Origin of the sequence: Acinetobacter sp. YH16042, from assembly GCF_013417245.1 — a bacterium.
Classification (GTDB): Bacteria; Pseudomonadota; Gammaproteobacteria; order Pseudomonadales; family Moraxellaceae; genus Acinetobacter; species Acinetobacter amyesii.
This window is the reverse complement of record NZ_VPEJ01000001.1, coordinates 72,231-85,272: the sequence shown is the minus strand read 5'-3', so window position 1 is coordinate 85,272 and position 13,042 is coordinate 72,231. Positions and strand designations below refer to the sequence as shown.

13 protein-coding genes are annotated in these 13,042 nt (G+C 42.0%); 6 read left to right on the top strand and 7 right to left on the bottom strand.

Annotated elements, in window-relative coordinates; translation table 11 throughout:
• Nucleotides 1-21: 21 nt before the first annotated feature.
• The 3 genes from FTV37_RS00400 to coaE are packed head-to-tail and all read left to right on the top strand — an operon-like array spanning nt 22 to nt 2,720.
• Nucleotides 22-1,248 (top strand): type II secretion system F family protein, encoded by a 1,227-nt coding sequence (locus FTV37_RS00400; RefSeq protein ID WP_180062794.1) that lies wholly within the window; start codon nt 22-24, stop codon nt 1,246-1,248.
• Nucleotides 1,248-2,108, top strand: a complete 861-nt coding sequence (locus FTV37_RS00395) for an A24 family peptidase (protein WP_180062793.1) — start codon at nt 1,248-1,250, stop codon at nt 2,106-2,108. The genes FTV37_RS00400 and FTV37_RS00395 overlap by 1 nt, the downstream gene beginning before the upstream one ends.
• A gap of 9 nt (nt 2,109-2,117) precedes the next feature.
• Entirely contained in the window at nt 2,118-2,720 is a 603-nt protein-coding gene (gene coaE, locus FTV37_RS00390) for a dephospho-CoA kinase (RefSeq protein ID WP_180062792.1), read from the top strand.
• Nucleotides 2,721-2,734: 14 nt separating this feature from the next.
• On the opposite strand, the gene FTV37_RS00385 is transcribed toward coaE, so the two are convergent.
• From FTV37_RS00385 to FTV37_RS00375, 3 genes are all read right to left on the bottom strand, one after another.
• Nucleotides 2,735-3,655, bottom strand: coding sequence for a DMT family transporter (locus FTV37_RS00385; RefSeq protein ID WP_373683550.1), 921 nt, complete (start codon nt 3,653-3,655; stop codon nt 2,735-2,737).
• Nucleotides 3,656-3,663: 8 nt separating this feature from the next.
• Nucleotides 3,664-4,422 carry a 23S rRNA (guanosine(2251)-2'-O)-methyltransferase RlmB gene (gene rlmB / locus FTV37_RS00380; RefSeq protein ID WP_180062790.1) on the bottom strand — a complete coding sequence of 253 codons (759 nt, stop codon included), beginning with the start codon at nt 4,420-4,422 and terminating at the stop codon, nt 3,664-3,666.
• 176 nt (nt 4,423-4,598) lie between these two features.
• Nucleotides 4,599-4,922: a pyrimidine/purine nucleoside phosphorylase gene (locus FTV37_RS00375; RefSeq protein WP_067763086.1), complete on the bottom strand. Its 324-nt coding sequence runs from the start codon at nt 4,920-4,922 to the stop codon at nt 4,599-4,601.
• Between the two features lie 601 nt (nt 4,923-5,523).
• Between FTV37_RS00375 and recN the strand changes: the two genes are divergently transcribed.
• Complete coding sequence (gene recN, locus FTV37_RS00370) at nt 5,524-7,185, top strand: DNA repair protein RecN (protein WP_180062789.1); 1,662 nt, start codon at nt 5,524-5,526, stop codon at nt 7,183-7,185.
• Nucleotides 7,186-7,247: 62 nt separating this feature from the next.
• Here the strand turns inward: recN and FTV37_RS00365 are convergent, their stop codons facing one another.
• Nucleotides 7,248-7,973, bottom strand: coding sequence for a hypothetical protein (locus FTV37_RS00365; RefSeq protein ID WP_180062788.1), 726 nt, complete (start codon nt 7,971-7,973; stop codon nt 7,248-7,250).
• A gap of 308 nt (nt 7,974-8,281) precedes the next feature.
• On the opposite strand from FTV37_RS00365, the gene FTV37_RS00360 reads away from it, so the two are divergent.
• Nucleotides 8,282-8,836 carry a YqgE/AlgH family protein gene (locus FTV37_RS00360; protein ID WP_078189425.1) on the top strand — a complete coding sequence of 185 codons (555 nt, stop codon included), beginning with the start codon at nt 8,282-8,284 and terminating at the stop codon, nt 8,834-8,836.
• Nucleotides 8,829-9,272, top strand: coding sequence for a Holliday junction resolvase RuvX (ruvX, locus tag FTV37_RS00355; RefSeq protein WP_078192570.1), 444 nt, complete (start codon nt 8,829-8,831; stop codon nt 9,270-9,272). The genes FTV37_RS00360 and ruvX overlap by 8 nt, the downstream gene beginning before the upstream one ends.
• Before the next feature lie 105 nt (nt 9,273-9,377).
• On the opposite strand, the gene FTV37_RS00350 is transcribed toward ruvX, so the two are convergent.
• From FTV37_RS00350 to FTV37_RS00340, 3 genes are read right to left on the bottom strand one after another with little or no spacing between them, the layout of a single operon-like run.
• Entirely contained in the window at nt 9,378-10,382 is a 1,005-nt protein-coding gene (locus FTV37_RS00350) for an HlyD family secretion protein (protein WP_180062787.1), read from the bottom strand.
• 33 nt (nt 10,383-10,415) lie between these two features.
• The gene (locus FTV37_RS00345; RefSeq protein WP_180036125.1) at nt 10,416-10,622 is read right to left on the bottom strand and encodes a DUF1656 domain-containing protein; all 207 of its coding nucleotides are present in this window, start codon (nt 10,620-10,622) and stop codon (nt 10,416-10,418) included.
• On the bottom strand, nt 10,615-12,714 hold the full coding sequence (locus tag FTV37_RS00340; protein ID WP_180062786.1) for an FUSC family protein: 2,100 nt from the start codon (nt 12,712-12,714) through the stop codon (nt 10,615-10,617). Before FTV37_RS00340 ends, FTV37_RS00345 begins: the two co-directional genes overlap by 8 nt.
• Nucleotides 12,715-13,042 lie beyond the last annotated feature (328 nt).

Below are 13,042 nucleotides of genomic sequence, written 5' to 3'. Positions count from 1 at the left end.
TTTAAAAATAAGGATAAATTCATGGCTGTAAAAAAAGCGCAGATGATGCCAACCTTCAGTTATGAAGGCGTGGATCGCAAAGGGGCGAAAATCAAAGGGGAAATGCCTTCGCGTAATATGGCTTTAGCCAAAGTCACTTTACGTAAGCAAGGCATCACCATTAAAACCATTCGAGAAAAACGCAAAAATATTCTCGAAGGCTTGATGAAAAAGAAAGTATCCACTTTGGATATCACGGTATTCACGCGCCAACTTGCAACCATGATGAAAGCCGGTGTACCGCTCGTTCAGGGTTTTGAAATCGTGGCGGAAGGCCTAGAAAACCCAGCCATGCGTGAAGTGGTCTTGGGGATCAAAGGTGAAGTTGAAGGCGGTAATACCTTTGCCGGTGCGCTGCGTAAATATCCGCAGTATTTCGATAACCTATTTTGCTCATTAGTTGAATCAGGTGAACAGTCGGGTGCTCTTGAAACCATGCTAGACCGTGTGGCAATTTACAAAGAAAAAAGTGAATTGCTTAAGCAAAAAATCAAAAAAGCCATGAAATACCCAGCAGCGGTAATCGTTGTGGCAATTGTTGTAACGATTATTTTGATGGTAAAAGTGGTTCCCGTATTCCAAGACTTGTTTTCATCATTTGGTGCAGACCTACCCGCCTTTACCAAAATGGTGGTCAATATGTCGGAATGGATGCAAAAATATTGGTTCTTCCTCATCATTGGAATTGGCGCTGTGATTGCAGGTTTCATGGAAGCGAAAAAACGTAGCAAGGGTTTCCGCGACTTTTTAGATAAAGCAGCATTGAAAGCACCAATTTTTGGTGATTTGGTTTATAAAGCAATTATTGCCCGCTATAGCCGTACCTTAGCAACAACCTTTGCCGCAGGTGTACCCTTAATTGATGCGCTTGAATCAACTGCAGGTGCAACCAACAACGTGGTCTATGAAACAGCGGTCATGAAAATTCGTGAAGATGTCGCGACTGGTCAACAACTGCAATTTGCTATGCGTGTCACCGATAAATTCCCATCTATGGCGATTCAAATGGTGGCTATTGGTGAAGAATCCGGCGCCTTGGATGCTATGCTAGACAAAGTGGCAACCCATTATGAAAATGAAGTGGATAATGCCGTAGATGGCTTAACTTCGATGATGGAACCCTTGATTATGGCGGTACTAGGTGTCCTCGTTGGTGGTCTTGTGATTGCAATGTATCTTCCAATCTTCCAAATGGGTTCTGTGGTTTAATGCAAGAATTAATAACATATTTAATTAATACCCCAATTGCGTTATATATCGCAGTTGGGATTTTTAGTATTTGCATCGGTAGTTTTTTGAATGTGGTAATTTACCGCACACCAAAGATGATGGAACAAGAATGGCGTACGGATTGCCAACTGTTTCTACATCCAGATCAACCGATTATTGATGAAACAAAGATTACCCTAAGTACTCCTGCTTCAACCTGTCCAAAATGTAAAACGCCAATTCGTTGGTATCAAAACATTCCAGTCATCAGTTGGATCGTGTTACGCGGAAAATGTGGAAGTTGCCAAAACCCGATCAGTAGCCGTTATCCACTGATTGAATTACTCACCATGATCTGTGCGCTGATTGTTGTTGCAGTTTTTGGTCCAACTATCCAAATGCTGTTTGGTCTAGTGCTGACTTATGTATTGATTGCCTTAACATTTATTGACTTTGACACCCAACTTTTACCTGACCGCTATACCCTTACTTTGGCTGCACTCGGGCTTGGCGTGAATAGCTATGCCATTTATACCTCTGCAACCTCAGCCATTTGGGGGTATATCATCGGGTTCTTATGCCTATGGATTGTTTACTTTTTATTTAAAATCATCACTGGCAAAGAAGGCATGGGCTATGGTGACTTTAAACTTTTAGCTGCCTTGGGTGCATGGATGGGCCCTTTCCTGCTCCCACTGATTGTATTACTCTCTTCACTAGTAGGTGCAATTATTGGCATTATTTTGCTCAAAGTTCGTAAAGAAAACCAACCTTTTGCATTTGGTCCCTATATTGCCATCGCTGGATGGATCGCCTTTTTATGGGGTGATCAAATTATGAAAATTTATTTGGGTCAGTAAGGTCGTTGTATGACATTTGTCTTGGGTTTAACAGGTGGTATCGGTAGCGGAAAATCTGCTGCAAGCAATTGGTTTGAACTCCAAGGCATTCAAGTCGTCGATGCTGATATCATTGCTCGCGAGGTTGTCGAACCGGGGCAACCCGCACTGATTCAGATTCAACAACAATTTGGTGATTGGGTTTTACTTGCGAATGGTGAGTTAAATCGGCGCGCTTTACGTGAATATATCTTTAAAGATCCTACAGCACGTCAAACACTTGAAGCCATTACCCATCCTGCAATACGTCAGTCCATTATCCAACAGTTAAATGAAGCCACCAGCCCCTATGTCATCTTGGTTTCGCCGCTGTTATTTGAAACCAATCAACATGAATTAACCAATCACACCTTGCTTATTGATGCCACGGAACAATTGCAAATTCAGCGTGCATCACAGCGCGATGGTCAAAATATCGAGCAAATCCAAAAAATCATTCAAGTGCAAATGTCGCGTCAGGAAAAGCAAAAAATTGCAGATGATATCGTGCTGAATGATGGTCATTTAGATCATCTTTATGCACAGCTTCGGCCGTTGCATCTCAAGTACTTAGCGCACGCTGAAAAAAGCTAAATAAAAAAGCAGTCTTACTCAGACAGCTTTTTTTGTTGTTCGAGTTGCTGCTCTAGACTGTCCTTTCGTCCCAACCATTTCCACGGTTGAATCGCTCCAATCCCCATCCCGACCAATCCACACACAATTGCAAAACTTAAAGATTCATTTAGCAGCGGCACCGCTAAAATTGCAGCAATAAAAGGTGCCAAAGTCACGATACTTCCGGCTTTAAATGCACCCAGACGCTTGATCGCCTCTACATACGTTAAAGTCGCAATAATCACCACAAAAATACCGTGAAAGATAACTTGTCCAATGAGTTGCAATGGCTCTGGGTCAGACCAATGTTTAGGGAAAAATAGTAGATAAATAGGCACGAATACCACGGCAGACCAAACCGCAACCCCCGCCATGGCATGCCAAGCAGAGAGCCTCCATTGCTTAAGCAATACCGTAAATATCCCCCACCAAATGGCACTGATAAAAAACAGCAAATCACCCAAACCAAACGCTACACCGGTTTCCACATACATCAGATAGCTCATTAAGCTAATGGCAGAGACCATAATCACCACACTGATCCAGGTATGCTTATCGAGTGGCTGTTTGAAGATCAGGAATGCGGCTATGGCCGTACATAAGGGAATACAACCATTGAGGAAAATTGCAGCATGGGCCGCAGGAGCATAATGAAATGCGCTATAGGCTGTTAAACAATAGGTCACCCCGCCGAGCATGGCGAGGATAAAAGGCTCTTTCTTCCATAAAAAAGCCGTATCTTTTTTATAAATCAAAATTGGCATTAAGATGCAAAATGCCAAAGCAAACCGAAGTGCCGTGATGTCCCAAGCACTGATTCCCCAATTAGCGCTTAAACGCGCCGTTAAGGTGAATCCCCCCCAAATACACATGGTAATGAACACATATAAATAACCTTGCTTTTGAGGAGACATCATCACTGCTATTTCAATTCATTATTACGTTGACGACATGCTTCATACAATGCCATACCGGTTGCGACACTGACATTTAAGCTTTGCAAGTTACCAGCCATTGGAATATAAACAGTTTGATCACATTGCGCCTGCGTAATAGGACGCAAACCTGTATCTTCAGCGCCCATCACCACACATACACCCGTACCAGTGAAGTCAAATTTTTGAATCGGCAACGCTTTTTCATCTAGCATGGTGCCGATCACACGCACGTTAAAATCTTCTTTGATTTGAGCCAAGGTACGTGCCAAGTTCGTCACCTGAATAAACTTCACTTTTTCAGCACCACCAGCAGCAACTTTACGGGCTGTTGGGGTAAGTGTCGCTGAACGATCACGCGGTGCAATCACGGCTTCAACGCCCATAGCTGCCGCTGTACGGATACATGCACCAAGGTTATGTGGGTCTGTAATATGATCTAAAGCCAATAGCAACGCATTGGGATTGGCTTGTAATAAAGCCTCTAAATCTTTTTCGTTTAAGACTGGATGGGGGCGTACAGCCGCGACCACACCTTGATGGAACGGTTGTCCCGCAAGTTTTTCCAAACTATCACGGCTAGCTTTTTGAATGCTGACACCAAACGGTTCTGCCAACTCAAAAATACGTTTTAAACGCTGATCATCACGTCCTTTTAACGCAAATAAAGTTAAAACGCGTTCTGGCTCAAGTTCCAGTAATGACTCCACTGAATGAACGCCATAATAATATTCCGGTTTCGCCATGAACGACCTCTAATTTGCAAACTTCGATAAACTTTTAAACAGGGTATGATCACCCAGCGCACAGCTTAGGTTATCAAAAAGAAAAATCCTGCAAAGCAAGCTTTACAGGATTTATGCTATGACACATAGTTTAACCGATTTGAAGTTAAAAAACTGTGCCTAAATGGATTGAATTATTAGCCTTCTAAGTGGCACACATAATCCAAGACTTCATCTGTTTCAATTTTAAATCGGCTATTACCTGGCACGTAGAACGATTGACCCGCACGGAATAGTTCGCTTTCTTCGCTATCAGCAATTTGAACACGACATTCACCTGAAATAATTTCCATACGTTCAGGTACATGGGTTTCAAAAGTCAGCGCTTGTTCAGTTGGAAGCAACACACCCAGTGTTTTCTTGGTTCCATCTTCAAATTGCACAGTGTGGCTGATACATAGACCGCCAAAATAAACATTTGATTTTTTGATGACTGATACATGATCAAACTGTGCTGACATGCGTTTTCTCCAGATAAAGCATATTTATAATATTTTGATAGATGTAGTTTAATTGTGCTGCAAAAACTAATCAATCTGTGTTGAAAACTGTGCGATAGATAATTACAAAAATCTGAGTACTGGATGTGCCCCTATTTCATCCCACCACCTCAACATTGAGAGTCTAAAACAAGCTGTACTTTTGTACAAAATACTTTTTTTATTTCATCCACTAAAGTCCTAGTTAGGATCTATTGAAACGCTGCAAAATCATTTCACAGATATATACATGGATAATGAATTATATGGACGGATTTAAGAGACCAAATCATGACGTTTTAAGGCAATAACACGTTAAATTAAATACAAGAATACATACACAAACGTGTTTTGTGAGAACTTAGCAAAATGTTGGATGGTTTAAGCTCACGTTATGCAAGATCATTTACTCTTTGCATCACTACACTGCGTGCTTACGGCAGATACGAAACTAATTTCTTATTAAACTGAAATTTAGGATAGAATTATGAGGTTTTTCGTCATCTTAAAATAAAACTTATCTTGTGACCAAAACAAAACTTAATTATCTTTAACTAGAACTTTTCGCAGCTCGGATGCGTTTATGCTGACACATTTAACTCTGATCAATTTTGCATTAGCCGACCATTTAGCCATCGACATTGAACAAGGCTTTAACGTCCTGACGGGTGAAACAGGTGCAGGTAAATCTTTGCTGCTAGACGCACTATCAGCATGTTTAGGTGAACGAACAGACACCAACTATGTGCGCTATGGATCAGACAAAGCCGATGTGACAGCGACCTTTAGCTACCAAGAGCACAGTCCTGAAGCGCTTTGGCTCAAAGAACACGAACTGGATGATGAGTCTGGAGAAATCCATTTACGTCGCGTGATTTTTGCAACAGGTCGTAGCAAAGCATGGATTAATGGACGTCCGAGCAGCTTATCTGAGTTAAAAGAAATTGGCCGCTTATTGGTACAACTCTATAGCCAACACAGCCAACAACAACTCTTAGAACCGCCCTATCCAAAACATTGGCTAGATCGCTATTACAATTTTTATCAGCCGGCTCAAGCCGTTCGTGATGCCTATAGCAAGTGGCAAAAGGATATTCGACAGCACCAAGCAGCACTCGATGCCCAAGCCACACGTAAGCAACGGATAGAAACGCTTGAACTTCAATTAGAAGAACTTGAAGACCTTGTGCAAACGGACTACAAGGAAATCGAGCAAGAATTTGACCGTCTCAGTCATCATGAACATATCATGCAAGACTGTAGCTATGGTCTAAATGCCCTCGATGACGCCGAGCAAAATATCAATCAAGAAATGGGCGCGATCATTCGTCGAATTGAATCGCATGCAGGACGTAGTGAACAACTTTCTGAAATTTATACGTCGCTACTGAACGCTCAAAGTGAAATTGAAGATGCCACCGCAAATTTACGTCAGTTTATTGATCGTCAAAGTTTTGATCCTGAACGTATGGACGAATTAAATACCAAACTGGAAGTTTTTCATCGCTTAGCGCGTAAATATCGTACTCAGCCTGAAGATTTAAAACAAGAATACGAAGCGTGGCAACTTGAGTTAGAGCAACTGCATCAGCTGGAAGATCCTGAAACGTTGGCAGAACAAGTTGAGGTTTCTCATCAAGACTTCATTTCCAAAGCCGAGCACTTGGATCAAATACGCCGAGATGCTGCTACGCCATTGGCGAAGCAGTTGACTGAACAAGTCAAACAACTGGCTCTGCCTGAAGCGCATTTTGAATTTAAATTTGAACCGCTTGAACAAGCTTCAAGTGAAGGTTTGAGCTTTATTCAACTGCTGTTCACCGCAAATAAAGGGATTCCTGCTCAGCCTCTAGCACGCGTGGCATCGGGTGGTGAATTGTCACGTATCGCCTTAGTCATGCAAGTGATGAATGCTGAAAAAACCGAATCCGAAGTGTTAGTCTTTGATGAAATTGATGTCGGGATCAGTGGCGGAACGGCAGAAATTGTCGGGCGTTTGTTGGCTGATTTGGCGCAGCATGTTCAAATTTTATGTATTACTCACCAAGCCCAAGTCGCTGCCCAATCTGACCAACATCTCTTGGTGAAAAAACGTCAAACGGATCCTGCTAGCAGTACCATTATCGAATTAGAAGAAGATGATCGGATTCAAGAGCTGGCTCGAATGACCGGAGGTGTGGAGATTAGTCAAACGACCTTACAACACGCAAAACAGTTGCGTCAGTTGAAATTTCAACATAGTTAATTTTTGATGCTTTCAAAAAAGCCTGTGGATTAAAAACTACACAGGCTTTTTTCTTAAACATACTATTTGACAATTCCCTGATACACAAAGGCTTTCGAGCCTAAGGTATAGCGTAAATATTTATATTGCGGCTGATGTTGTTGATTGAGCAACATTACATCCACGTGTTTCGGACTGATTTTGAGATATTCATTACCGCTACGACGATCGGTTTCATAATGGCAGTCATAATCTACCGAGATTTGATCTAGTTTCTTTTGCTTAGTTTGAAATACATAAGATTTAAGTAACTGTTTTGGCCCAACTTCAACAGCTCTTAGATGATGTAATCCACTGCAATTATCACCTTTATAATAACTCTTCACCAAATATACGGTTTTATTTTGGATGTTGATCGGCAAAATTTGATTGATATAGCCTGAGTCAAATTGATCTAAATGTTGCGTTTTTCCCGTTGCATATTGCACATAGCTGCTCCACTCCCCCATGGTGCCTCCGCCAGACACATCAAAACTATAAAATTTTAGTTTTTTATCCGGAGAATATTGCACATGAACAAAACCTTGCTTTTCGAGTTGCGTAAATCCGTAGTGAAAACTGCTCGGATCTGCCGCAATGACATCCACAATTTCACGTTCTAGCGCTTCATTGACCTCATAAAAATTTAAGTTTTTATATTTTTTAATCACCTGAGATTCATGTTTTTGTAAGTCAGCACTTCCTGCAAAGCCTGAAATAGGTAGGCTTGCACAGAGTGCCATCCCTATTATTTTTGAAAAATGTGTCATTGTTTTACCCTCAGTTTATCCTGCTATTTTAAGCAATCTCAGTCATCCATCACGTATATCTTCTCCTCGCTTTTGTACTGCTGTTGTTCAAATTACCAATCATCGCTTCACGATTCACCGCATTGTAGACCTGCCTTTACGATGAAGATTTTTAGCATGTCCCTCACTGGTCGAGCATGACAAATATTGAATTTGCAGAAAAACTCATTGTTGAAAACTTGTGAGTCTAGTATGTTGATAAATACAACGTTATTCGAATGCAATTCATCCCAAGAATCAAACTTACCCCAATAAGGAGAAGCCATTAGGTGACTAAACAATACCTCACACACCGCTGCCTGATTGCTCCACCCGAAATGAACGATGAATTCTTTGCCAATACGGTGATTTATTTGGCGCGACATGATGAAGATGGCGCTCAAGGCATCATTATTAATCGTCCTTCAGGTTTACAGATCAAAGAACTCTTGAATGATTTGGAAATTGAGGCAGATAATGTGCATCCTCATGAAGTGTTGCAAGGTGGACCTTTGCGCCCAGAGGCAGGTTTTGTTCTTCATACCGGTCAACCGACATGGCATTCATCTATTGCTGTGGGTGAAAATGTCTGTATTACCACGTCTAAAGATATTTTAGATGCGATTGCACACAATGAAGGTGTGGGTCGTTATCAGGTGGCTCTAGGCTATGCCAGTTGGGGTAAAAGCCAATTAGAAGAAGAAATTGCTCGGGGTGATTGGCTCATTTGTGACTCAGACATGGATTTAATATTTAACTTACCTTATGACGACCGCTGGGACGCTGCCTATAAAAAAATGGGGGTAGACCGCATGTGGTTATCATCTGAGATTGGACATGCCTGATTTACCACAATATCAAATGATTATGGCCTTTGACTTTGGCACACAAAAAACAGGAATGGCTGTGGGACAAGCCCTGATTGAAAGTGCAAATCCCCTGCCACTCTTTCCCATGAAAGATGGCATTCCCAATTGGGATAATCTACTCAAGATTGTGAAACAGTATCAGCCGGATTTGTTCATCGTGGGTCTACCGCTCAATATGGATGATAGCGAATCTGAACTCTCCACACGTGCGCGTAAATTTGCACGACGCCTTCGCCACCAAACCAATATTGAAACCTTGATGGTCGATGAACGCTTAACGACACGTGAAGCGCGCGATGAATTAGATCATTATCAAGCCCAAGGCCGTGCGAAGAATCTTTCTGCCGACAGCCTTGCTGCAGCATTGTTTATTGAAAGTTGGTATCGAAATCCAGTTGGACTAAAACCTTAAGCGCTTTCAACAAATAGACAAATAAAAAAGCATCCAAAAGAGGATGCTTTTTTATGCGCAAGATTGATCACTCAATGCTGCGCAAATGAAATGATTGGGGATAACTTAGTTTTTATCCACAATATGAATCGTGGTGGTTCGACCCGCGACAAAAGCCAACTGATCATGCGGCACTTCATCCAGTACAATTTTCACTGGTACACGCTGTGCCAAACGAACCCAACTAAAGGTTGGATTGACATTGGCCAGTAAACTATCAGTCGATGTACGTTCACGGTCTTCAATCCCTGTTGCAACGCCTTGTACATGGCCTTTATAAACTTCAGAACTTCCCATCAGTTGGACTGTTGCAGGTGCGCCAACATAGATTTTATCCAGTTTGGTTTCTTCAAAATATCCCACAACATACAATTGTTGACGGTCAATTAAGGCCGCTACGGCTTGTCCTACTTTGACGTAATTCCCTGCTTTGAGTTCAAAGTTAGACAATGTTCCATCAGTCGGTGCAACTACTTCCGAACGGTTTAAATTCAATTCAGCCAAATGCAAACTGCTATTCGCCGCTTCAATTAGGGCTTTTTGCTGCACCACACTGGCTTTGGCTTGCTCAATCGCTGCCTGAGTTTGCTCATGCTCTGCATGGGATTGATCACGTACTGCAAACATTTGATCTTGTTCTTGCTTTGAAATCGCACCGTCCATCAAACTTGCATAACGATTTGCATTTTTATCTGCAAGATTAATATTGGCTTGTGACTTCACTAGATTGGCTTTGGCTTCAGCAAGCTGCGCTTCAGCCCCTGCCAGTCCTGCGTTGGCTTTCGCCAGGTCAGATTTGGCTTGCTCAACATCCAAAGCTTGACGTGCCACATCTATACGAAACAGCACTTGGCCTTTTTTCACTTGTTGGTTGTCTTGAACTAAAACGTCTGTGACCAAACCTGAAACATCCGATGACACTTGAATCACATCACCACGTACCCGTCCATCACGCGTCCATGGTTCCGAATTGTAATATTCCCAAATATGTTTCAGCGCAAGTAATGCGCCACATAGCACGATTATCAACAATACAGGCCGAACATATTTTCGGACATTCAAATTGGTCATACGATTACCTCAATCATTTCATTTTTTAGGGGCTTAGAACTGGCAGAAAATAAAGATTTCATGCACCAGCCAAAGCAACATCACAAATACACCCAAATAAAAAATATTGGGCATCGGCACCCAATCTGGCGTCATCCATCGGTCAAGCAAACGCATGATGACCCGTAATAACAGATAGGCCAATACCGCTTGAATCAATAGAATGGGCACATAGACGCCATATACATTTAGCTCACCCATGTTGTGCCTCGACCTGTAAATGATTTGGAGTCTGCTGTGTTAGAACATGACAAAAACTGCTTTGAATATTGTTCAGTAAATACTGAATTCGATGCATAACATCGTCGTTTTCAATACCCTGAACGGCCTGATTCAATCGTTGAATTCGCTCTACAATTTGCTGTTTCAAGCTCATATACACATTCTTTTGCCCTTGTTCCATGGCCCGAAAATAGTCATCTAAATCCTGTTGTAACTCTTCGAGTTCGCTGACCAATGCATCATTCGGATCGAGTTTATTCATCAGTTCTTGTAAGCGGGTCAAATCAATCACCGCACTGGCTTCCACCAAAGCCCACTCGATCTGTTGTTTCAAATTTCCTGATTGCACCATTTTGCTGTTTAGGATGCCAATTCGGTCCAACATACTGCGTAAATGCACCCGAAACGGTAAGCCGTACGGCAGATATAAAGCCTGACGCAGTGCCTTATAATGCTGAGAAAGGATGCGTTGGGCCGTCATATCTGGTGACATTGCACGCACTAAATGAATAATAAACACCGAAATAATGGGTCCCAAAACCGTCCCAATCGATGCATCAAAGAAAAACACCTGATCGAGGCTAAAGCGGTTTTGAATATTCAGTCCCATAATCGCCCCCATCAGTAATGGCAAGCTAATTCCAATTAAAGGTGGATGTAAAAACAGCATCAGACAGAACATCACAAACGGTGCTAACACCACGATCAACTGCCAAAAGGCGGTCACATGCGGGAAAATGCCATAGGCGTAGATAAACACCATGAAAGCCGCATACATATTGGCTCGAATAAACATTTTCAATGCAGGAACAGGGTTATCCATTGCCGTTAAAATACAGGCACTGATCGCAGCCATTTCGGCCATCATAAATCCAGCTTTCCAACCACTAACGATCCAAAAACCCGTAGAAATTAAAATAATCAAACATGCAGACACCCCGCCACGAATGGCAACCCCCGCATCTCGGTGCAAAGTCGGATAATGACTATTGCCCAAGGCGGTCAGTGTAGCTGGTAAAGTGGAGTCGCCTTGCTGTACCCGCTGCCAAAGCAAGCGAATCGCACGAATATTCTGAATAAAATGGCGAATATCCATTTTTAGACTGCCCAAAATCACCTGTTGTGATGGCAATGCCTGTGCATGAATGTGTTGAAAATCTTGCTCAAACTGTTCAGGCAATTGATTAAGTTCACTTTCCTCAATCTGATGTTGATCTAATAAAAACGCGGCAATATGTTCATGGGCTTGCTTGAGTGCCGTCCGATAATGTGTGTCCAGACCATCTAATTGTTTCATCCGTTCAGACATGGCCACCAAGTTACTGACCAACAAACTCAACTGATGCAAGATTTCCTGCAATGGACGTGTCATGCCTTTTAAGGTGGATTTTTCATAAGACAAATGCACCGCCATGACATGTATATCCGCGATATCTCGTGCAATATTGCCAAGATTTTTAGAATAATTTTCTAGCTCAGCAGGCTCTAATAAAATCTGATCAAAAATTTCTTTGGTATCGGCAAAGGTTTTGCTCACCCGTGTTTCGACGGCAGGGCCAATATGCATTGGAAATAATGTCGTGGTCACGATGGCACTACAGACCACACCCACCGTAATTTCGAGAAAACGCCCCAAAGCCATATCGAAAATCGAAGCGGTATCAATAAAATGCACCACGTTAAAACAGATAATGACCGTGGTATAACCCGCCAACATGGAAACATAACTACGAGGCGTACGGTCTAGCAGTGACAAATACAGGCAAAACCCAACCCAAACCGCCAAAAACACTGTAAACAGTACTGGCATATGGATGAGATGTGGCAGTGCCACCACCGACACGGCCGCCCCTAAGAACGTCCCTAATACACGATACAAACTTTTTGAAGACGTCATGCCTGAATATGGATTCGCGATCACGAAAACGGTGCCAATCGCCCAAATCGGATATGCCAAATTCAGTACAAAGGCTACATACAACGCCAACATGCCCGCGATGAACGTTTTGGTCGCAAAAATCCAGTCCATTTTATTGGGCCGAAAAGCGAGTATTTGTTTCGTCAGCAGCATGATTGATCTCGTCGGTTTGCTTCTTTTTAGTGAAAACGGCCTCGTATCGAATGCTTAGACATTCGACAGCACAACCTGTATCACGGCACAGGAATGACTAGAAATTTCAATAAGTAAAGAAGCGATTCAAATCGTGTTTCAAACCATTTGAATACAAAAAGTAATGTGCAACATTGCCCGCGCTTCGAAAGAATGGGCAATATTTATTCAATATAGGATATTTTCACAACAATTTTGCTAAAAAAACAAATTAAAGTCAATATTAATATCTTATTTTGATAATTTACCTATATTTTAAATGCGTATTTCAATTTTTTATTATGCTTTT